Origin of the sequence: Spirillospora sp. CA-294931, assembly GCF_050946795.1 — a bacterium.
Taxonomy (GTDB): Bacteria; Actinomycetota; Actinomycetes; order Streptosporangiales; family Streptosporangiaceae; genus Spirillospora.
The window spans coordinates 941,098-962,276 of sequence record NZ_CP192006.1 but is presented as its reverse complement, the minus strand read 5'-3'; the positions used below and the strand labels follow the sequence as shown (position 1 = coordinate 962,276).

At 72.7% G+C, this 21,179-nt stretch carries 13 protein-coding genes; 6 read left to right on the top strand and 7 right to left on the bottom strand.

Annotation, left to right across the window (positions count from 1 at the left end; all coding sequences use genetic code 11):
* Positions 1-35: 35 nt before the first annotated feature.
* On the bottom strand, positions 36-752 hold the full coding sequence (locus tag ACQPY4_RS04610) for a type 1 glutamine amidotransferase (protein WP_433332744.1): 717 nt from the start codon (positions 750-752) through the stop codon (positions 36-38).
* The gene (locus ACQPY4_RS04605; protein ID WP_433332742.1) at positions 742-1,992 is read right to left on the bottom strand and encodes a MurT ligase domain-containing protein; all 1,251 of its coding nucleotides are present in this window, start codon (positions 1,990-1,992) and stop codon (positions 742-744) included. The genes ACQPY4_RS04610 and ACQPY4_RS04605 overlap by 11 nt, the downstream gene beginning before the upstream one ends.
* A gap of 600 nt (positions 1,993-2,592) precedes the next feature.
* On the opposite strand from ACQPY4_RS04605, the gene ACQPY4_RS04600 reads away from it, so the two are divergent.
* Positions 2,593-3,954 carry a hypothetical protein gene (locus ACQPY4_RS04600; protein ID WP_433332740.1) on the top strand — a complete coding sequence of 454 codons (1,362 nt, stop codon included), beginning with the start codon at positions 2,593-2,595 and terminating at the stop codon, positions 3,952-3,954.
* Positions 3,955-4,100: 146 nt separating this feature from the next.
* Positions 4,101-4,964 carry a hypothetical protein gene (locus tag ACQPY4_RS04595; protein WP_433332738.1) on the top strand — a complete coding sequence of 288 codons (864 nt, stop codon included), beginning with the start codon at positions 4,101-4,103 and terminating at the stop codon, positions 4,962-4,964.
* 71 nt (positions 4,965-5,035) lie between these two features.
* Here ACQPY4_RS04595 and ACQPY4_RS04590 read toward each other — a convergent pair whose 3' ends face one another.
* The 3 genes from ACQPY4_RS04590 to ACQPY4_RS04580 all read right to left on the bottom strand — a co-directional run bounded on the left by ACQPY4_RS04590 (position 5,036) and on the right by ACQPY4_RS04580 (position 10,315).
* Entirely contained in the window at positions 5,036-5,401 is a 366-nt protein-coding gene (locus tag ACQPY4_RS04590) for a DUF5955 family protein (protein WP_433332736.1), read from the bottom strand.
* Positions 5,402-5,418: 17 nt separating this feature from the next.
* Positions 5,419-7,269 carry a hypothetical protein gene (locus ACQPY4_RS04585; RefSeq protein ID WP_433332734.1) on the bottom strand — a complete coding sequence of 617 codons (1,851 nt, stop codon included), beginning with the start codon at positions 7,267-7,269 and terminating at the stop codon, positions 5,419-5,421.
* 121 nt (positions 7,270-7,390) lie between these two features.
* Positions 7,391-10,315 carry an ATP-binding protein gene (locus ACQPY4_RS04580; RefSeq protein ID WP_433332732.1) on the bottom strand — a complete coding sequence of 975 codons (2,925 nt, stop codon included), beginning with the start codon at positions 10,313-10,315 and terminating at the stop codon, positions 7,391-7,393.
* A 117-nt stretch (positions 10,316-10,432) separates the two neighbouring features.
* Here ACQPY4_RS04580 and ACQPY4_RS04575 point away from each other — a divergent pair, with 117 nt between their 5' ends.
* Complete coding sequence (locus ACQPY4_RS04575; RefSeq protein ID WP_433332730.1) at positions 10,433-12,628, top strand: DUF4132 domain-containing protein; 2,196 nt, start codon at positions 10,433-10,435, stop codon at positions 12,626-12,628.
* Positions 12,629-12,776: 148 nt separating this feature from the next.
* On the opposite strand, the gene ACQPY4_RS04570 is transcribed toward ACQPY4_RS04575, so the two are convergent.
* Both ACQPY4_RS04570 and ACQPY4_RS04565 read right to left on the bottom strand, forming a co-directional pair.
* On the bottom strand, positions 12,777-14,804 hold the full coding sequence (locus ACQPY4_RS04570; RefSeq protein ID WP_433332728.1) for a hypothetical protein: 2,028 nt from the start codon (positions 14,802-14,804) through the stop codon (positions 12,777-12,779).
* 170 nt (positions 14,805-14,974) lie between these two features.
* Positions 14,975-16,411: a hypothetical protein gene (locus ACQPY4_RS04565; protein ID WP_433332726.1), complete on the bottom strand. Its 1,437-nt coding sequence runs from the start codon at positions 16,409-16,411 to the stop codon at positions 14,975-14,977.
* Between the two features lie 110 nt (positions 16,412-16,521).
* Between ACQPY4_RS04565 and ACQPY4_RS04560 the strand changes: the two genes are divergently transcribed.
* The 3 genes from ACQPY4_RS04560 to ACQPY4_RS04550 all read left to right on the top strand — a co-directional run bounded on the left by ACQPY4_RS04560 (position 16,522) and on the right by ACQPY4_RS04550 (position 21,171).
* Positions 16,522-17,160: a LysE family translocator gene (locus tag ACQPY4_RS04560; protein WP_433332724.1), complete on the top strand. Its 639-nt coding sequence runs from the start codon at positions 16,522-16,524 to the stop codon at positions 17,158-17,160.
* A 145-nt stretch (positions 17,161-17,305) separates the two neighbouring features.
* Complete coding sequence (locus ACQPY4_RS04555; RefSeq protein ID WP_433332722.1) at positions 17,306-18,040, top strand: MFS transporter; 735 nt, start codon at positions 17,306-17,308, stop codon at positions 18,038-18,040.
* Entirely contained in the window at positions 18,037-21,171 is a 3,135-nt protein-coding gene (locus ACQPY4_RS04550; RefSeq protein WP_433332720.1) for an AfsR/SARP family transcriptional regulator, read from the top strand. The genes ACQPY4_RS04555 and ACQPY4_RS04550 overlap by 4 nt, the downstream gene beginning before the upstream one ends.
* Positions 21,172-21,179: the final 8 nt, after the last annotated feature.

Sequence of the window (21,179 nt, the reverse complement as noted above, 5' to 3'; positions counted from 1 at the left end):
GCCACCGACCCGGCCTTTATCGTTCGCACGGTGGATCAGGTGGCGGGGACGACCGCGTTGAGACGCTCCTCGCGCAGGCGGCCCGCCCACGAGTCGTCGATGGGCCGCAGGTCGCGGCCCGCGGCCCAGCGGAGCAGGAGGTCGGCCAGGCCGGGGTTCCGGACCAGGGCCGGGCCGTGCATGTAGGTGCCCAGGACGCGTCCGCTGTAGGCGCCCTCGAACCCGTTGCCGTTGCCGATGCCCGCGACGACCTGGGCGAACGGCTTGACGGTCTGGCCCAGATGCGTGACGCCCTGGTGGTTCTCGAAACCGGTGATCCGCGGCACCTGGAGCTCGGAGGAGACGTCGCCGACGATCTCGCCGACGGCCCGCTGCTCGCCCCGGTTGCTGTGGATGTCGAGCAGGCCCAGGCCCTGGACGGGCTGGCCCTCCTCGCCGCCGAACTCGTGGCCGAGCAGCTGGTAGCCCGCGCAGACGCCGAACACGACCGCGCCCCGGCGGGCTGCGGCGGGCAGACCGCCGTCGCGGCGCAGCCGGTGGGCGGCCAGGATCTGCGGGCGGTCCTCGCCGCCGCCGAGCAGGTAGATGTCGCCGTCCTGCGGCACGGCCTGGTCGGACCGGACGTTGATGGTCTCGGTCTGGATGCCGCGCAGCGCCGCCCGGCGCTCCAGGACGATGGTGTTGCCCTGGTCGCCGTAGGTGCTGAGCAGGTCGGGGTAGATCCAGACGATCTTGATGCGGTCAGACGACACGGCCGTACCTCGTTCGGATGTCCTGGAAGGCGGTGTAGTTGGCGATCACGTCGAGATGACCGGGCGGCACCGCCGCGACGGCCTGCGCGAAGTCGTCCACCACGGTGAAGCTCACCTCGGCGGCCTCCAGGCGGGCGGCCATGTCGACGCGGCGCTCGCCGGTCACCCACACGGGGCGGCCGCGCAGGATGCGGTAGTCGACGTCCCAGAGCCAGGACGTGTCGCGCCCGTCGGGCCCCTGCGCGTTGATCGACAGGGCGACCGGGCCCGGCGCGGGCCGCAGGACGTCGAACGCCTCCAGCCAGCCCGCCGGGTTCTTCGACAGCAGCAGGCGGATTTGGTGGCCCTCGTGCTCGACCGTGGTGTAGCGGCCCGCGACCGACTTGACCTCGCCCAGCAGCGGCAGCGCCTGCTCGGGCGGGACGCCGAACTGCGCGACCACGGCCATCGCGATGAGCGCGTTGGACCGGTTGGCCCGCCCGGGAAGCTGGAGCTGGTTGACGGGGAACGTGCGGCCGTCCGGGGCGGTGATCAGATCGCCCGACAGCGTCCAGTCGGGACGCGGCCGCGCGAAGTGGCACTCGCGGCAGCGCCAGTCGCTGTTCTCGTCGGTGTCCTGGCGGTCGAGCGGGCCACCGCATTCGGGGCAGCACCAGGAGTCTTCGCGCCAGTGCTGTCCGGCGGCGACCCAGGTGACGCTCTTGGCGGTGGACGCGCCCCAGGTGACCAGCGGGTCGTCGCAGTTGGCGATGACGTGGCTCTGCGGCGCCGCCTCCAGGGCGCGCCGCCACTTGCCCGCCAGCAGCCAGATCTCGGCCGCGCGGTCCATCTGGTCGCGGCTGAGGTTCATCAGCGCGACGATGTTCGCGCCGGTCTCGGCCAGCACCATCGGGACGTACTTCTCGTCGCACTCCAGCACGCCGTAGCGGGCGGTGGGCGCCGAGGCCAGCGCGGACACGTGGCCGGTCGGCATGTTCGCGCCGAACGCGTTGGTGGCGACCTCGCCCAGCGGCGTCATCGCCGAGGTGATCAGGCGGGTCGTGGTCGTCTTGCCGTTGGTGGCGCTGACGAGGACGAGCTTGCGGTCGCGGGCGAGCCGGGTCAGCAGCTCCGGGTCGAGCTTCAGGCCGACCTTTCCACCGATGACCGAACCGTCACCGCGTCCCGCCATACGGGACATTTTCGCGGCCGTACGACCGAGCGCGACGGCCAGCTGCGAACGCAGCGGAAGATCGCTCATGGACTCCGTCTTCTCTGGTTGTGCGTCTGGACGCCTCGAAACCGCTCCGAGCCTAGCCGTAACTCGCCCCGCCTTGGCGCGTTCGCCCGGAGCCAGGAGACAACTACATAGCGCTCATAACCGGCTAATTGTGGTTAGCATCACACAAACCCCTGTAAACCGCCTGCCCGTTCCTTGACCGGGGTCATTCAGTCGTGATTCGGTGCGAATCCCGGCGATCTGGACCGGCAGAAGGCGACGAAAGAGGTCGCAGATTCCCGTCGGCGCGTCTGAGAGCGATGTCACGGAGTAGTTTGTCGGGGTCCCTGTTGTTTCGTGGGGAGGTGCGGCCCGCACCACGAGGCGCGCGCCTGAACGTGGGGAATCCGGCTACAAGGTGAGGTCTGAGCGATGCAGTGTCCGACGTGCGGTGCGAACACGCCCGGGACGCTAGGCAGGTGTTCTCAGTGCGACGCGCCGATCGACCTGGGCTTCGGGGAACCCGAGGGACCGGCGCCGGAGGCGGGGGCGATCCCCCCGGCTCCCCAGACCCAGGTCGAGGCCTGGAGTTTCGACGCCCACCCCGATGACCTGGCCACCGCGGGCTCTGCCCCGGATCCGATGGACGGGACGCGTATCGAGCCCCTGAGGTTCGACTTCGACAGCGCGGCCCAGCCGCGCGACGAGCAGCCGCCGACATGGGGTGAGCAGCAGGCCCCGGCGGCGTTCGGCGCCGAACCCGAGGCCGCGCCCGAGCCGATCGTGCCGGACTCCTGGTACGCCAAGCCGCGCGCCGCCGAGCCCGAGATCGAGCCCGCGCCGCGCACGTCGGTCGAGGGCTGGAGCGTCGACCTGCCGCAGGACCCGCCGTCCGGCCAGGTGCCGCCCGCGCCCGCCACCTTCATCGAGGGATGGGGCGTCCAGCAGCCCGACGCGGGCGACTCGACCTACATGGACGGCCCGTTCGGCCCCATCTCGCCGCAGCTCGACCCGTCCGCGACCCAGATGGACCAGTCGCTGCCGCGGCTGGACCCGTCGTCCACCCAGCTCGACCAGTCCCTGCCGCAGCCGGACCCGTCGGCGACCCAGCTCGACCAGTCCGCCGCCCAGCTCGGGGGCTTCGACCCGAACGCCACCTACATGGACGCGGGCGCGACGCACGTCCAGCAGCCGATGCCCATGGAGCAGCCGGGCCTTCCCCCGTTGGGTCTGGCGGGCTCGGCCGTCCCGGGCGATCCCGGCATGCCCCCGGGCGGGCACGGCATGGGCCCGGGAGGCCCCCCGATGGGCCCCGGCGGCCCGCCGATGGACGCCGGGTACTCCGCCTACCCGCCGCCCCCGCCCCCGCAGGGCGGCGGCAGCAAGACGAGCAAGCCGCTCATCGCCGCCGCCGCTGCCCTGGTCACCGTGGCCGTGGGCGCGGTGGGCTTCGTGGTGTGGCCCGACGGCGACGACAAGTCGGCCAAGACCGGCCCGAGCACGAGCCCCAGCGCGAACAACACACCGGTGGCCAAGCGCGAGACGATCCCGCCGCCGGCCCAGCAGCAGGCCATCGAGGTCAACAAGCTGCTGAACGCCAGCGCCGAGACCCGCAGGGAGCTGATCGGGGCGCTCGGCGCGGCCCGGGCCTGCCCCGGCCTGCCCGCCGCGATCCGCGGCTTCCAGGGCGTGGGCCAGCGCCGCCAGAACCAGCTGCGCCGCACCGCGAACCTCAAGCTCGACAAGCTCCCGCACGGCGAGCCGATGCGCGCCTACCTGCGGCAGGCGTTCACCGCCTCGCTCCAGGTCGACAGGTCGCTGCTGGTCTGGGCCAAGCGCAACCAGGTCAAGTGCAAGGGCAAGCCCCGTCCGGACGCCGCGCAGGCGCCGGGACGGGCCGTCGCCGAACGCAGGGCGACGCTGGCCAAGCGCAAGTTCACGGTGGTCTGGAACCCGGTCGCCAAGAAGACCGGTCAGCCGCAGCGCGTCTGGAACGGCTGGTAAGCGCGTCCGGCACAGGACGATCCGTCCCCGCGACCGGCGGGGGCGGGCTATCTTTGTGATCGAGCGCACACGAAGCATCACCATGGAATCGGACGGGAACCAGTGAGCGTCCAGGGGGACGAGGCGCTCGCGGTGAGGGGGTTGGCATGCGATGCCCGAACTGCGGTAGCGACACGACCCCGGCGTTGCCTCGCTGCACGCGGTGCAACGCACCGCTGAGCGGCGGCGACGAGGCCACCACCCCGGCGCCTCCTCCCTGGGAGGGCAGCACCCGGCCTTGGGGCGACAGCACGGTGCCCGAGCCGCCGCGGTCCGACCCGGCCCACTGGAAGTCGCCGCCGCCCGGCGAGACCTCGATCCCGCTCTCCCAGGCCCCCTGGGAAGAGGAGCCGGAGATCTGGCGGCCGCCGCCCCCGCGCCGCAAGAGCCCGCTGCCGCTGTTGCTGATCGTCGGCGGCGTCGTGCTGCTGGGCGCCGTCGCGCTCGGCATCATCTTCTGGCCCGACGGCGACGGGAAGGACGGCGAGAAGGCCGCCGCTCCCCAGAGCTCGGCCGCCAGCGACCCGTCCGCCGCGCAGAGCGAGCCGGTGGAGGAGACGAGCGCGAGCGAGTCCCCCGACCAGAAGCGGCAGGCCACCGCCGTCGACGGGCTGCTGTCGGAGATGGCCACGACCCGCTCGGCGCTGGGCACCGCCGTCGAGGCCGACTGCGGGACGTCCGACATGGAGGGCATCCGCGACGCCCGCCAGTCGCAGCTCAGCAAGGCCAAGGCCCTGGAGGTCGGCGCCCTCGACCGGGGCGAGGAGCTCAAGAGCGCGCTCGTCCGCGCCCTCGAAGCCTCGCTTGAGGCCAACAAGCGCTATGTCGCCGAGTCGCCCGGCTGCCCGGCCCCGTCCTCGGTCGAGGACATCAACGGCCAGGCCAGCCAGGCCAAGTCCGAGTTCCTCGGCATCTGGCGCGACATCGCCGCCGAGACCGGCCTCCCCACCCGCAACGAGTCCAACATCTAGGCGCCGCATCGCTCCACGATCACCGGTGGGTGAACGCACCGCGCGGGGCCGGGCCGGCTAGGACGCGGCGCTCAGGCGCCCAGGCCCAGGAGGCCGGTGAGCTGCTGGACGGCTTCGGTGAGGACGACGACCGGGGCGACGCGGCGGGCCAGGCGGCCCAGGGCGCCTTCCATGCGTTCGGGGTCGGGGTCGTCCTGGGCGGCCTCTTCCTGGACGTCGGCGAGGTCGCGGCGGGCACGTTCGGGCTCGGTGAGGTCGGCGGCGTGCTCGTCGAGCAGGGCCGCCACTCGGGCGAGGGCCTGTTCGACCTCCGTGGGCCGGGCGGACGGGGCCTCGGCCCGGCCCTGGATCTGGACGGAGTCGTCGCCGGTCGAGATCTGCCCCGAGACGCTGGCGCTGCCGCCGATGTTGACGCCCCGGTCGCCGCTGGTGTCCATTGCCGCTCCTTGAGGGTTCAGGGGTCGATGCCCGACTGGGTCTGCTGGACGCGGGTGCCCTGGCCGCCGACGGCGATCTGCCCGCTGACCTCGCCGCCCGTCATGATCACGCCGGTGTTGAGGATCGTGCTCGCCTGGGCCCGGTAGGCCGAGACGTCGATGCGGCACTCGTCCTCCAGGTAGTCGAGCAGCGCCTCGTTCACGCGGCGCTCGATGAGCCGCGTGTACTTCTCGGCGTCGAGCTCCTGGAGGAAGGTGTGGAAGTCGCGGTCGGCGGCCAGCTCGCGGACGCTGATGCGGGCGCCGTAGTCGTGGACCAGCTCGCGTGACGGGTCGCCGCCCGAGGCCGCCGCGAGCGCGCCGCGTCCCATCTGCCAGCCGGTCGCCGCGAGCCGGGGCCAGGCCAGCATGCTCGCGCTCAGCACGCGGCGCCAGCCGACCTGGAGCGACCTGCCGAGCAGCGTCGGGACGCCCCACGACGGCAGCACGTCGACCATCCGGAACTCGCGGCGGATGGGCGGCAGCACGGTCGCCACGAACTGCCCGTAGAGCATGTGCCCCTCGACGGCGAGGTAGACGAACGCCGACAGCGCGATGTCCTGGTCTTCGGCGGGGGCCAGGGGCCGGTCGTCGCGCCCCATGATCGCCTGGCCCTGGGCGCCGACCATGACGCGCTGGTAGCAGCGGACGCCGCCCTGCGGATGCCGCATGATCGCGTCGATGGCCTCCCGGGTGGCGACCGAGTACGGCACGCCGCCGCGCGGGTCGATCAGCGGGTGGCCCCGGAACGTCCGGCCGCTGAACGCGTCGAGCGCGCGGTCGCGCTGCATGCACTCGCCCCGCCCGACGATGTGGACGTCGGTGACCAGGCCCGCGATCCGCTCGTGCGGCGGCAGCCAGCGCATCGGGTCGCGCTCGGTCTCGCCCGGCGGCCATTCGTCGCGCATCTCCTGGAGCCGGGCGCGGATGCGCTGGTGCATCACCACCGGGTCGGCGCGGACGTCCTCGCCGTTCTCCTTGGTCAGCAGCCCGCCGGACGCGGGCCGGTCGAGCTCGAGCACGATCGACCACGCCTTGGCCCACGGCGCCTTGGCGTCGCCCGCCCCGATGAAGGGGTTGTCGCCCGAGTAGAGCGTGACGTTGCCGCGCTGGGCGGACGAGATGCGCTCCAGCAGCCCGTGGACGCGGGCGCTGTAGGTGCGCGGCGACGGCCCGGACGCCCCGGGCCCCAGCTCGCGCGCCAGGATCCGGAAGACCACCGCCAGATGGCCGATGACCACGAGGGTGAAGCACGCGATGACCAGCAGCGCCATGAGGCCGGACCGCTCGGTGTCCAGCGAGTCCAGCAGCCCGGGATCGGACGACTGCTCGAACGAGCTGGATTCGGAGTCGCCGTCCGACAGCTGGGAGAACGCCGTGACGACGAACGCGACCACCGGCATCACCACGAAGAGGATCAGCCAGGCGACCAGCAGCCGCCACCTCCAGCGCAGCCGCGACCAGGGGACCAGGTACAGCACCGCCAGGTTGATCCCCAGCACGAGGAGGCCCGTGGTGACCAGCGGCAGCAGGATCCAGGCGGCGACCCACACCAGCGCCAGCGTGACGTCGCGCACCAGGCGCAGCCGCCGCGCGCGCAGCGCGTGCAGGATCACCGGCTCCAGGTCGAAGCCGAACGAGGGGACGACGGCCCGGTGCTCGTCCTCGATGTACTCGGCCAGGACCCGGTCGCACAGGCGCTTGTCGAGGTAGACGCCCGCCGCCAGATGACGCGTGGCGTTCTGCAGGGGCTGCCCCGACGACGCGGCGCCCTTGGCCGCGTGGTGGAAGAACGGAGCAGCGGCCCGGCTCGCCGCCTCAGTGATCATTGCCAGGACACCTCGGAGGGTCGGGGGCGGGCGAACGACCGTCGTCGTGAAAAATTACCCGCGCCGCCACGCTCTCGGTAGGAGAGCACCCGATCGTAACGGAACCGAGGCGTCCCGGCCCTCAGCCTTCGAGGAAGGGCAGCCCCTGGGTCGGGTCCTCGAACGGCGTGACGAACTGCTCGGGCCAGGCCAGCACCGGTTCGAGCCACGACGCGACGCGCATCGTCTCGGCCACGTCCGCGATCTGCGCCTCCTCGGCCACCCCGATCGCCACCACCGACAGGTCCTTGAAGAAGCCCGCGTGGTCGTCGTCCCCGGCCAGGGCCGCCAGGGCGATGGGCCGGTTGCGCTCCAGCTCCATCGAGAGCGGATGCCGCCGCAGGGCCCGCAGGCGGTGGCCGAGCTTGGGGTCGGGCGGCTGCTTGAGCCCGGGAAGCTGGTAGTCGAGCGGCGGCGCGGGCGCGTGCTTGTCGGGCGGGCCGCCGTCATACGGGAACAGCCGGTCCATCTCGTGCAGCCAGCGCACCTGCGGGATGACCCAGCCGGGCCCGGGATGGGTGCCGCTGAGCTCGTGGGAGCCGCCCAGGAGCTTCTGCGCGACGTCCGCCACCGCCGCCGTCAGCTCGGCCGGCTGGTAGGCGTGCCGCAGCGCCCAGGACCGCCGCGACACCGCCCGTTCCAGCACGGTCGCCAGCGTGCACTCGCGCAGCCGCGGCGAGAGCCGCGACCAGCCGCGTCCCAGCTCGGACGGGACGACGGGCAGCGGCCGGTTCACCACGTGCGCGAGCACCAGCGTGTCGGCCCACAGCCGCAGCCAGGCCCAGTCGGGATGGCCCGCGAGCAGGTCGGCCTCGCGCAGCTCGTACAGCGAGCACGCCCGGCCGGAGCGGCACTCGCACCCGCACGCGGCCGACCGGCGCCCGTCCACGGGCGGGGGCGGGCCCGGCAGGACGCGCTCGCGCCCCTCGCCCAGCGGGATGCGCACCCGCAGCGGACGGTCCATCCCGTCGGCGAAGACGGCCGCGACGCCCGGGCGCAGGGACACCACCTCGCGCGACTGGTCCTGGTCGAGGTTCATCGCCGAGCCGACCTGGAACCGGTCGTCGTGGGCGGGCAGCCGGTGCACGACCTTCAGCGCGGTGTTCTTGATGACGTCGGGCACCAGCTTGGTCGGGATCTGCTCGGCCACGATGATGCCCTCGCCGTACGCGCGGATCTCGGCGAGCATCCCGGCGAACAGCTCGACGGCGTGCGAGCTGGTGCGCTCGGGCCGGTTGCGCAGCAGCCGGTGCGCCTCCTCGATCACGATGACGTGGCGGAGGCCGCCCCGGGCGCCGCCCTCGGTGGCGCGGGCGCGCATCCGCAGGTGCTCCACGATCCGGATGATGAGCGTGCCCATCAGGAACGCCTTGTCCTCGTCGTTGGCGACGTCCTCGATGGCCAGCACGATGTTGTCGCGCAGCATCCCGCCGATGTCGGCCGGGTGGCCGCCCTCGAAGAACCGTCCGGCCGAGCCGATCCGCAGCGAGCGGAGCCGGACGTCCACGAACCCCTGCACGTCGGCCATCAGCTCGCGCCCGTAACCGACGTCCCCGATGACCTGGAGCGCCGCGTTCTGCAGCTGCTCCAGCGTCGGGACGGCCGGTTCGATCAGCGAGCCCGGCACGCCCGCACCGGTGACCACGTCCCACCCGTTGCCCTCGTAGACCCGTTGCAGCGCCTGCGCCATGATCTGCGGGAACGGCTCCTCGGCGTCGAAGGCCGCCTGGAACAGCGCCCGCACCATGTCGATGTGCGCCTGGACGGGGTACCCGGGTTCGGGCGCCAGCGGGTTCACCGACAGCGGCACCGAGGCCGGGTCGGACGGGTTGACGACCGTGACCGGCCCGCCCAGGTCCTCGATCCGCCCGGCCATCGCCGCGTACTCCGACTTGGCGGGCTCGATCGCCAGCCACGGGATGCCCGCCCGGGTCAGCTGTTCCAGCAGGTGCCGGACGGTCTGCGACTTGCCCGACCCGGTCGCGCCCGTCACGAACACGTGCCGGTTGATGGTCGAGCGGGGCACGGTCAGCCGTCCGACCTGGCGGTCCTGGCCGTCCAGGATGGCGCCGAGCTCGATGCTCGGCTCGTCCCTGGGGCCCGGCTCCTCGGTCTCGGAGGTGACGTCGAAGTACCCGGCGTCCAGCACCCGCAGCCCGGGGACCTCGCGCCGGGGCAGCCCGGCCAGGGCGGCCAGCGCCCCGGCCGTGGCGGTGAACGGGAAGCGCTGCTCGGACTCCACCGCCGGACGCAGCGCCGCCGGGGCCGTCCCGGGGCGCAGCATCTCGCTGAACGTCCCGCTCCCCTGCCCCGACCTCAGCCGGTAGGGGTGGTGCCCGAGCTCCATGGAGCCCACCAGGACGGGCGCGATCTGGCCCAGCTCGGCCTGGTTGACCGCACCGGCCAGCACCCGCACGTTCCACAGGCCCGCCTCGCGGAAGGCGTCCAGCTCGGCCAGCCGCTGGTCGGCCCGCGCCACCGCGAGCCGGGCCTGCTCGTCCTCGCCGCGCCGCAGCATCCGCAGCTCGTGGTGCAGCTCGCGCATCTCGACCTCGATCAGCCGCTCGTCGCACGGGTCGGCGACCACGAACCAGCCGAAGGGCCGCTCCATCAGCGTCACCAGCGTGGACTCGAACAGGCTGGTCTGCTCGCCCCGGCCGACCTGCGGCGCCAGTCGTCCCGGGCAGCGCGTCCAGACCATCTTCTCGGCGTGCGCGAGCCAGCGGTCGCCGATCGGCACGCCGCGGCCGCCGCTGGGGAACAGCAGCCCCTCCGAGCCGGGGTTGACCGGGCCCGCGTTGGTGATCAGCTCCAGCGGGGCACCGCCCCCGGGTGACAGCCACCCCACGACGAACGGCCTGCGCCTGCGGGCGGCCGACAGCGCGGCGGGCAGGACGCTCACGAAGTCCCACTCCGCCGACGCGTGCCGCTCGGGCGAGGGGATCGCCTGGATCCGGTACCAGGGCCCGGGCAGAACCGGGCCGGGCATGCTGGGGGGCGTCGTCACCCCGACATCCTTACCCGCCCGAACCGTTCTTGGACACCGGATCGCGAAGCCCAGGAACCGATCGGGCCGATCGGGGGTCGTACCGTTGATCACCCGCGCCCGCAAGGATCTGGAGCCATGGCAGACACGCCCCCCGAAGCAGCCGAGAGCGACCTGCCACCGCTGCTGGCCGCGCCACCCTGGACCCGGGGCCCCCGAAGCCGGGAACCGGTCGTCCTCAAGGGCCTCAAGCCGCCCAAGTCCCCCACGGCCGAGTCATGGCCACCGGGACTCCGCGAGAAGTGGCTCGCCGAGGAGGACGGTTCCAAATACGAGTTCCTCCCCGGGGAGGACGGCTGGGCGGGAGCGGCGGAGACCCTGCGCAGCGGCGCGGCCCTGAAGGAGCCCAAGGGCCCGACGCGCAGGGGACGGGCCTTCGCCCTGCTGACGCGGGGCCCCGACGACCTGGCACGGGAACTGCTGGCCGACGAGCGCTACTGGGGAGACTTCGACGGCTGGCCGTTCGCGAGCGACGTCCGGAGCATCGTGGCCAGGCGGGGCGCGGCCGCGTACCCGATGGTCCTGCACCTGGCCAAGAAGGAGCAGTCGGCGGTGGCGGCGCTCAGCCCCTTCGTGGACGGCGCCGTGGCCCAGCTCATGATCAAGGGGCTGGGGACCTGGAAGTCCGAGGAGGCCGCGCGGACGTGGTTCGCGTGGCACGGCCGGGCCGCCGCGCCGTTCGTCATCCCCGAGGCCCTGCGCAAGCCCGGCCCCAAGCGCGAGCTGGCCGAGCAGGCCCTGCTGCTGATCGCCCGCGAGCACGGGCCCGAGGTGCTCGTCGAGAGCGCCCGGCACTACGGCGACGAGGCCGTCCGCGCCATGGAGGCGTTCCGCACCGACCCCCTCGACCTGTACCCCGACCCGCTCCCCGAGATCCCCGAGCAACTCGCCCCCGAGCGCCTCCCGCGAATCCTGCTGCGCGGCGGCCGGCTCACCCTCCCGGCGGACGCGACCCGCAATTTCGTCACGATGCTGATGATCTCCTCGCCCGAGGAGCCGTACGCCGGCGTCGAGCGGGTCGTCCCCGACCTCGACCCCGGCTCGCTCGCCGCGTTCGCCTGGGCGCTCTACGCCGCCGAGGAACGCTGCGCGACCTGGGCCTCGCCGGGCGTCGAGTACGCGCTGGGACGCCTGGGCGACGACGAAACGTTCGCCCGGCTGGCCGCGCGCATCGCGCGCTGGCCCCGGTCGACGGTCTGGTACTTCAAGAGCTGGCCCGCGGTGGACCTCGTGGCCGCCCACGGCTCGGAGGCGGCCCTGCGCCATCTCGACCGCCTCGCGCGCAAGGCCGCCGACGCCAAGTGGATCCGGCCCGCCGCCCAGGCCCACCTCGACCGGATCGCCAAGGAGCGCGGGTTCGGCCCCGAGCAGCTCGCCGACCGGCTCGTCCCCGACCTCGGGCTGGACGCCGACGGCGGCCTCACGCTCGACTACGGGCGCCGCTCGTTCCGGGTCGGCTTCGACGAGCAGCTCAAGCCGTTCGTCCGGGACGCCGACGGCAAGGTCCGCAAAACCCTGCCCAAGCCGGGCGCCAAGGACGACCAGGACCTGGCCCCGGCCGCCTACCAGCGGTTCACCGCCCTGAAGAAGGAGGCCAGGGAGGTCGCGTCCGGCCAGATCCAGCGTCTGGAACGAGCGATGCTCACCGGCCGCGAGTGGACCCCGGGGGAGTTCCGCACCCTCTTCCTCGACCATCCCCTCCTGCGCCACATCGCCCGCCGCCTGGTCTGGACGTCCGGCCCCACCGCCTTCCGCGTGGCCGAAGACCACACGCTCGCCGACGTCCACGACAACGTCCTGCGCCCGACCAGCGACATCCGCGTGCCGCACCCGCTGCACCTGGGCGAGGAGCTGGCGGCCTGGTCGGAGCTGTTCGCCGACTACGAGATCCTCCAGCCGTTCGCGCAGCTCGGCCGTCCCGTCCACGCCCTGACCGACGAGGAGCGCGCCGGGACCCGCCTGAAGCGCTTCGAGGGCGCGAGCGTCCCCAACGGCCCTCTCTTCGGCCTCGAACGCCAGGGCTGGGAGTTCGGCGAGAAGGAGACCGGAGGCTACCGCCGCCAGATCTCCCTAACGCTCGCCGAGGACCGCCACGTCGTCCTCTACCTGGAGCCCGGCATACGGGTGCTCACCCCAGAGGACGCCCCCATCCAGGAGATCGAACGCGTCACCCTGCGCAAGGGCCGCTACGGCCCAGAGACCGGCACCTTCGCCGACGTGCCCGAGGTAGCCGTCTCAGAACTCCTCACCACCCTCGTCCGCCTCACCGGCTAGGACCGCAACCCCGCGCGCGATTGCGTTAACTAACCGGGGGAAGCGAAGCCGAAGGCGAGCTTCCCCCGGTTAGATCGCGAAGCGATGCAGCAATCGCATAATCACGGTCACCGGAGCGAGCCGCTAGGCGAGCGCAGGTGGGCCGGGATTAAGACGGAGGAGCCGCGTGGCGGCCGTTGGCCTTTCTGGGCGGGACGATGCGGGAGGGGCGGGCGGCTCGGGGGAGCGCGTGGCGGGCGCGGGCGGGACGGTCCGGCGGGTCGCTCGGGGTGGGCGCGGGGACGGGTTCGTCATCGGGGGCGGGGGTCTCCCGCTCCTGGTCGGCCTCCCGTTCCTGCTCGCGCAGGTACTCCTCGAACTCCATCGAGTGCGTCGTGGGGAGCGTGATGATGCCGGGGTTGGCGTCGACGAGCAGGACGCGGCGTCCGGCGGCGCCCGCATGGGTGAAGATCATCGCGGTGGGCGGGAGCTCCTGGAGCTGGGGCGGCTCGATCAGCAGCTCGCGGGCGCGCTGCTTGGCCGTGGTCGCGGCCACGCTGCGCCCCCACGCGGTGGCCGAGCTGATGCCCTCGACCAGCGCGGCGTCGTCGGCCGCGGGTGCGGGCAGCGGCGACCAGGCCGGGTCGGTGAGCTCGTCGCCGCGCGCCCGCGCGAACGCGACCGTGCTCGCGTAGCCCTCACCGGCCCGCTCCAGCAGCGTCTCCCCCGCCGAGTCGGTGATCTCGGCGACCAGCAGGGGCTGGTCGGTGCCGATGTGCTCGGCGGCGATCCGGGCGTCCTCGGGGTTGCCCAGCCGCATGAAGCCCACGGCCGCGTGGCCGCGGCGTCCCAGGCGCTCGCGCACGTGCTGCGGGATCGAGCGGTACATGAGCACCAGGCCGGTGCCGGTGGCCTCGCAGGCGTCGATGAGGCGGTCGAGGACATCGCCGCGCAGCTTCTCGGCACCGCACAGGAACAGCGTGTGGTCCCAGCGGTCGGACGGCGGCGCCTCGCGGATGCGGTGGGTGAGGGCGGTGGCTACGTACGTCCCGAGGATCCGGTTGGTGAGGACGCCCGCGCGCCGGTCCATCGAGACCACGTGCAGGCGCGACGGCGGCAGCCTGACCTGCTCGGCGGCGACCTTCTCCAGCTTGCGCAGCTGCGCCTCCAGGGCCCAGGCCCGGCGGACGACGATCCGGTCGGTGGCGTCGCGCCCGAACAGCGTGGCGATCCGTTCGAGCTGGTCGTCGGTCAGCAGCCCGCGGCGCAGGTCGTCGCGCGGGTCGCCGACCTGGGCCAGGACGCGCAGCGCCGCGGTGATCTGCGGGATGCCGACGTCCGCGCCGAGGATCTCGATGACCCGTTCGAGGATGGAGTTGTCGAACGACAGGTCGCGCGTGCCGCCCTCCTCCTCGCCCGCGCTCACGACCAGGGACAGGACGTCGGCCAGGGCCTCGGGGCCGAGGCCGCGGGTGGCGTCGAGCCGGGCCAGGTCGGCGGGCAGGACCCACACCAGCGGGTCGTCGCCGCGTGCCGCCGCCACCCGGAGCAAATCGTGCGCGACCGCGCCCTCGGACAGGTCGATCACCGTCACCCGGGAGCCGACCGCCAGCCGCGCCGCGCCCATGGTCGTCACGGCGGCGGACCAGCCCGCGAGCGTGCCGCCCACGACGTCCACCCGGTCGACCCCGGGTGGGACGGCCACCGGGTACCACTCGCGCTGGTTCTCGTAGGCGAGGCTGCGGCGCTCCCATTCGCGGCTCGCGGTCTGGTGGGCCTTCTCGGCCGCGTCCCGCTCGCGGCGGCGGGCGGCGCGCTCGCGCTCGTCCCGCGCGCGCTCCTCGGCGATGCGCGCCCGGACGGCCCGCTCGTCGCGCCACAGGGCCGAGCCGGTGATGCCCAGGATGACCGCGCAGGCCAGCAGCGCGACCGCCGCGAACGCCCAGGGCAGCACCCCTGCCACGCCGCACAGGATGAACAGGCCCATGCCGACGCCGGTGCCGAACACGGCGATGCGCAGCGGACGGCTCGCCATCTCCTCGCCGGGCGCGCGCCGCGCCGGGGGGATCGGAGCCGTCTCGGGAGCCTCCGGCGGCCCGGGCGGGGGCCCGGGGTCCGGATGCACTTGCTCGTAACGCCAGCCGACATAGACGCGGTCGGCTTGCATCAACCGCGCCATCGCAGACCCGCTGACCATGTCCGTCACGTTCGAGAGACCCCTGGGAGTTGCGGGAAGCCAGAGAACGTCTGGGGGTTAGGTGGGATTGCTACTCCGCACAGAGTAAAGAGGTTGGACGAGTGACGCGGCACGTTCAACCGAACACGGAGCCCGATCGCCGACTTACGCCGCCAATTCGGTCACCTGGCTCACCTGCGGGAAAGATCGGGCACCCGGGCGGGCTCCTTTGGCCGTATCCGGCCATCCTTTTCCGCGCGTCTGGTGGACAAGGGGAAGGCGAGGGCAGCCGCGAGGCAAGCCAGAGGTATCACCGGCGGCTGGTAACGGTAGTCGAACATCACGGTCATCGGCGGCAGGACGGTCATCGCCAGCGCCGCGCTGAACGGCAGCAGGGCGGGCCCGCCCCAGCGCCGCCACGACATCACCACCGCCACGAGGCCGACGGCCAGAATCCCCGTCAGGAGCCGTCCGCGCAGATAGATGTGATCTTGGTAGTCCCGCATGAACCCCGCATAGGGCTCGACGATCCGGGTCTGGGCCCGGCCCGGGTCGTACTGCGTCACCTTGATCGGCGTGAAGTTCGGAAGCGGTTCCTCCCGCTTGCCGAACTCGTAGTAGTCGTAGGTGTTCTTGTCCGGGAAGACCGGCCGCTCCCACTCCCAGTTGAGGCTCAGCTCGTCCCAGACGGCCTGGAAGTAGGCCTTGGGCTGCCCCATGATGGCGCGCTTGCCGAAGTCCCCGGCGACCTTCTCCTGCTCCTTGGAGAACCACGGCGGCAGGTCGGGGCTGCTGCGCAGCACCGCTTCGCTGTTCCACACGTAGTAGTGGTTCGCCGGACGCTTCTCCGGCGGCAGGATCGGGCACATCGGCAGCTGCTGGATCGTCGGCTCGAACTCGTCGCAGTCGGCGAACGTCATGGCCCGCGCGTAGAGGAAGATCCCGCTGCTGTTGGTCAGCGCGTACTTGTCATGGAACGACTGGAACCATGCCGCGTACAGGGCCAGCGGGACGGCCGCCGCCACCAGCGCCACTCCCACGGCCCGCCATCCGGCCCGCCGCACCACCAGGTACCCCAGGAGCAGGATCACCAGCGGCAACCCCACCGACCGCGTGAGCGTGGCCATGGCCAGGAGCAGCCCGGCCCCCGCCGCCGCGCCCGGCCCCGGGACCTTCTTCCACAGGACGAGCGTCACCGCCCCCATGAGCAGCGCGATGAACAGCGTGTCCGACATCAGCATGTGCTCGAGCTGGATCGTGTAGGCGTCCAGCAGCGCGGGCGCCGAGGCCAGCGACGCTCCCCACCAGGGAACCCCGAACCGCTTGTTCAGCAGGACATAGATAGCGACCGCGATCCCCAGCCCCAGCAGATGCTGAAGAACGATCACCAGCTCGACGCTCTTGAACGGCCCCAGCATCCACAGCACGAAGGAGTACCCCGCCGGCCGAGCCGGCGAGGGCTGCGGATGCAGCGCCCCCTTCAGGTACTCGAAGGAGTCCGGGAACCACATCACCCACCGGTACCCGAGCATGGTCACCACGCGCAGCGCGGCACCGGCCGCCAGCAGCACCAGGAACAACCAGTGCGCGGCCACGAACGCCCGGAGGGCCCTGGGGGACGGAATCATCGCGCCGCAGCATATGCCGAGTTGGCCCCCCAGACCACTTCAGATCCGCTCAACCACCCGAGACCACAACAAAGTCCCACGAATCAGGGAAAACGAGTTACCGTGCTCCCATGTTGATCGATCCGGGTGTCGCCGCGGCCTTCTGCCTGGCCGCGCTGGTCATGGCCCTGGTCCCGGGCCCCGACCTGCTGTTCATCGCCGCCACCGGCCTGGCCTCGGGCCGCCGCGCCGGCGTCCTGGCGGCGCTGGGAATGGCGGCGGGCCTGGCCGTCCACACCACGGCCGCCGCCTTCGGCCTCGGAGCCCTGCTCCAGGCGTTTCCCACGGCCTTCAACGTGATCCGGATCCTGGGCGCGATCTATCTCGTCTGGCTGGCCATCAGCTCGTTCAGAGCCGCCGGCGCCCCCGAACTCCTTGAGCCGCAGCAGCTCGAACGCGCCTATTCGCCCCGCCGTATTTTCACCCGAGCCCTGCTGACGAACCTGGCCAACCCCAAGGTCATCGCCTTCTACCTGGCCTTCTTCCCTCAGTTCATCAACCCGTCCCAGGGGCACACCACCGCCCAGTTCTTCATCCTGGGCGTCCTGTTCATCGCCGTGGGCCTCTGCGTGGACGCGACCGCGGGCCTCCTGGCGGGCAACCTGGGCGACTTCGCCCGCCGCCGCCCCGCCTTCCAGAAATGGCTGCACCGTCTCTCCGGAACCATTTTCGCCGGCCTGGCCGTCCGCTTGGCGGCCGACACCCGCTAAGGCTCCGCCTGCCCTCCTGGCCGATCCCCAGACGAACCGAACGCGCGCTTTGGTCATCTAACGGCGGAGCGGACAGTGTCTGGGCGGGGTCGACCGGTTCCAACGACCGTGTCTCGTGGCTCGTCTCGGCCGGGAGGTGGACCGCGTGTGGACGGAGCGACGAGGGTGGTACGCCTACAGCGTCGCCAAGGCGGCGGACGCGGACAGGTTCGTCCATCTGTTCGGGCTTGAGGTGCGCGCGGTGGCGATGTTCCCGTTCACGATCACCGTCTCGGCTCTGGCGCAGATCCCCGTCCTGCCCATGGTCGGTGCCGTGGCGGGCCACACCGGACGCATGTGGGAGCTTCTGGCGGGCTTCGCCTGGCTCGGCTCGCCGGCGACGATGGGACTGTTCGCGGTCGTCGGTGAGCGCTACCTGGTGGGCGCCGCGCCGCTGATGGCGCCGTTCGTGGCCTTCGGCGGCGTGCTGCTGGCGGGAATGGCGGCGCGCCGCCACGGCACGCGCGACACGGTGCTGGGTTCGCCGGTGATCTGGACGGCGGCGGTCGGCGCGGCCCTGCTGGTCCAGCCCGGCTCCGTCGCCCAATTCATGCTGCTCACGGCCGTCATCGGCCTGATCATGGGCGGGACGCAGGCGCTGTCCAGATCGCTGTTCACCCGGCTTGTCCCGCCGCGGCGGGAGGCCGAGTACTTCGCGCTGACCCTGCGGTGGACCGGCAGCCATCGCGCCGCGCTGGTGTCCTTGACCGTGTTCTACGTTCTGGGGCTCGCGTCACTGCTCGCCGTGCGCGTCCCGTCGGACCGCGCCCGGGGGACGGCCCAGGGCTTGGCGGCCAGGACGGTGCCCGTCCGCGCACAGCCGGATGGGGTCGCGCGATGACCGTCGACCTGCGTTTCGGTGTTCTGGGGAACCTCTACGTCGAGCGCGCCGGGACGCCGGCGCCGGTGCCGCGCTCGACGGTGCTGCGCGGTCTGCTGGGAGCGCTCCTGCTCGGTGCGGGAAACGCGGTGGACGTCGAGCAGCTGACCGGCCTGGTCTGGGCCGACCGGGCGGAGCGGACGAGCCGCAAGTCGGTGCACGTGGGCATCTCGCGCCTGCGGAACTGGCTGGGCGCGCTCGCGGGGCCCGGCGACGGAGTCGCGATCGAGTATCACGCCGGGGCCTACCTCCTGACGGTGGCTCCCGAGCTGATCGACCTGGGCCGCTTCCGCGGCCTGGTGGACGAGGCCTCGACCGTCTCCGACCCCGCCGGGCGCGGTCGTCGCCTGCTGCGGGCCCTGGACCTCAGGCGCGGGCAGGTGCTGGAGGGCCTGACTCGGCTGGACCGCACCGACACGCTCATCCGCTCGGTCGAGGCCGACATACGCAAGGCCGTGCTGTCCCTCGCCGAGACCGCCCTGAGCTCGGGCGACCCGGCGATGGCGATCCCCGCCGTGCGTGATCTCGCCGTGGAGCACCCCTTCGACGAGCCGGTCCATGCCCGGCTGATCCGGCTGCTGGCGGCCGACGGCCAGCAGGCGGCGGCCCTGGACGGCTACCGGGAGCTGCGTGAACGCCTGGTCGAGGAGCTGGGGGTCGAGCCAAGCGCGCTCGTCAAGCGCGTCCATCTCACGGTCCTGTCCGGTCAGAGCGCGTCCATGGGGGACGCACGGTCACCGGGCGAGGAAGAGAAAGAGGAATCGATCCCCGAGGCTCCGCCGGCACCAGCGCAGCTACCGGCGGACATCCCCGACTTCACCGGAAGGGAGACCGAGACCGGCCTGGTCGCCGCCGCCCTTGGCCGCGACGCCGTCTCGGACCGGGCGCCGGCCGTGCGGGTCGTCGTCATCACCGGGCTGGGCGGCATCGGCAAGACCGCGCTGGCCGTCCACGCGGCGCACCGGTTCGCCGGCTCGTTCAGCGGCGGGCAGCTGTACGCGAACCTGAAGGGTGCCTCGGACTCTCCGGCCGACCCCGCCGACGTCCTCAGCGGCTTCCTGCGGGCGCTGGGGGTGAGCGGTGCGGCGATCCCCGAACCGCTTGAGGAGCGGGCGGCCATGTACCGGTCGTGCCTGGCGGGCCACCGCCTGCTGATCGTGCTCGACAACGCCGCCACCGAGGAGCAGATCAGGCCCCTGATCCCCGGTGATCCGGGTTCGGCGGTCGTGGTGACCAGCCGTGCCCCGCTGACCGGGCTGGAGGGCGCCGCCCCCGTCCCGCTCGACGTCCTCGGCACCGAGCAGGCGCATGAGCTGCTCGGTCGCATCGTCGGCGCGGCCCGTGTCGCGGCCGAGCCCAGGGCCGCTGGGGAGATCCTGCGGCTGTGCGACTACATCCCGCTCGCGCTCAGGATCGCCGGGGCCAGGCTTCGCGGCCGTCCGGGCTGGAGCCTGGCCCATCTGGTGGAGCTGCTGGCGGATCGGCGCGGCCGTCTCGACGAGTTGCGGGCCGGGGACCTGGCCGTGCGCGTCGGCTTCGAGCTGACCTACGCGCGCCTGCCGGCGGACGCGCGCCAGGCCCTGCGGCACCTGGGCCTGCTGGAGGCGCCGGACTTCCCGGCGTGGGTCGTCGCCGCCCTGCTGGACGTTCCGGCCGCCCACGCCGACCGGCAGATCGAGACCTTGATCGACGCGCATCTCCTCACCGTCGTCCGCGCCGGCGAGCGCGCGGCCCTGCGCTACCGGATGCACGACCTCGTCCGGCTCTACGCCTGGGAACGCGGCCAGGCCGAGGATTCCGCGCACGAACGGCTGGCGGCCGTGGAACGCGCTCTGGGGGCGTGGCTGGGGCTGCTTGAGGAAGCGGCCGAGCGGGTGCCCGGCCCTGTCTACGCGCTCATGCACGGGACGGCCGAACGCCGGCGGCTCCCGCCCGCCGCCCGCGCGGAGCTCCTGGACGACCCGATGGGATGGCTCGACGCCGAGCGGACGGCCCTGTTCGCCGCGGTGTCGCAGTCGTGTGCCCTGAATCTGGACGAGCTCGCCTGGGATCTGGCGGCCTCCATGGAGCGCTACCTCGATGTGCGTTCGCTTACCGGCGAATGGCGCGCCATGCACGAGCGCGCGATCGAGGTGTGCCGGGCGGCGTCCAACCGGCGCGGCGAGGCCGTGCTGCTGCGCGGGTGGGTGGAGGTCACGACCTGGACGTCCTCCGACCGGCCCGGCCTGACCATGACGGCCGTCCGGGAGCGGGCCCTGGAGGTCCAGCGGATGTTCGCCGAGCTCGGGGAACCGGCGGGGGTCGCCGACGCGCTCCTGCTGGAGGCCTGGGGCCGTATCGCGCAGGGGGACGCGACCGGGGCGCTCGCCGCCGCCGAACAGGCGCTCGCGCTGGCCACCCGGGCGGAGTACCTCGGCGGGCAGGCGCGGGCCCAGCACGTCTTGGCGATCGCCCACGGGGAGGCGGAGATCGACAAGGCCATCGTCTGCCTGCATCGGGCACTGCGGCTGGCCGAGGAGATCGGCAATCCCCGCTTCCACGCGACCGCGCTGCAGTTCCTGGGCGCGGCGTACGACCGGGCGGGCTCCCCGGATCAGGGACGTGAGCTGCTGAGCCGCTCCCTCGGCATCGCCCAGGAACTCCAGGACCGGTACCTGGAGACCTTCTCGGTTCTCTATTTGGGCAAGCTGCTGGCCAAGGGTGAAGATCCCGGCGCCATGGCGCTGGCGGAGCGATCGCTGTTCCTCGGCCGGACGCTGTGCCTGCCGCATCACCTCGCCGACTCGCTGACGCTCAAGGGTGAACTGCACCTGCGCGAGGGACAGATGGACCAGGCCATCGCCTGCCTGGACGAAGCGGTCGATCAGTGGCGGGAGCAGGGCTGGCACACCTTCCGGGCCGAAGCCCTGGTCTCCCTTGGCCACGCCCACGCCCGATCGGGGAACACCGGCGGTGCCCGCGCCGCGTGGCACGAGGCGTGCGCGCTGCTCCGGGAGCTTGACGACGTCCCGGCGGCGCAGCGCGCCCAGCGTCTCATCGATGTCCTCGACGGGGCGTCCGCGCCCGCGCTGGCGGCGGCTCGTCCCACCTGAGGACCGCC

Excerpts from the sequence above, each read along its gene's own strand:
- ACQPY4_RS04585 (WP_433332734.1), bottom strand. The coding sequence starts at position 7,269 with ATGATCACTGAGGCGGCGAGCCGGGCCGCTGCTCCGTTCTTCCACCAC.
- ACQPY4_RS04550 (WP_433332720.1), top strand. The coding sequence starts at position 18,037 with ATGACCGTCGACCTGCGTTTCGGTGTTCTGGGGAACCTCTACGTCGAG.
- ACQPY4_RS04590 (WP_433332736.1), bottom strand. The coding sequence starts at position 5,401 with ATGGACACCAGCGGCGACCGGGGCGTCAACATCGGCGGCAGCGCCAGC.
- ACQPY4_RS04560 (WP_433332724.1), top strand. The coding sequence starts at position 16,522 with ATGTTGATCGATCCGGGTGTCGCCGCGGCCTTCTGCCTGGCCGCGCTG.
- ACQPY4_RS04575 (WP_433332730.1), top strand. The coding sequence starts at position 10,433 with ATGGCAGACACGCCCCCCGAAGCAGCCGAGAGCGACCTGCCACCGCTG.
- ACQPY4_RS04605 (WP_433332742.1), bottom strand. The coding sequence starts at position 1,992 with ATGAGCGATCTTCCGCTGCGTTCGCAGCTGGCCGTCGCGCTCGGTCGT.
- ACQPY4_RS04595 (WP_433332738.1), top strand. The coding sequence starts at position 4,101 with ATGCGATGCCCGAACTGCGGTAGCGACACGACCCCGGCGTTGCCTCGC.
- ACQPY4_RS04600 (WP_433332740.1), top strand. The coding sequence starts at position 2,593 with ATGGACGGGACGCGTATCGAGCCCCTGAGGTTCGACTTCGACAGCGCG.
- ACQPY4_RS04565 (WP_433332726.1), bottom strand. The coding sequence starts at position 16,411 with ATGATTCCGTCCCCCAGGGCCCTCCGGGCGTTCGTGGCCGCGCACTGG.
- ACQPY4_RS04570 (WP_433332728.1), bottom strand. The coding sequence starts at position 14,804 with ATGGTCAGCGGGTCTGCGATGGCGCGGTTGATGCAAGCCGACCGCGTC.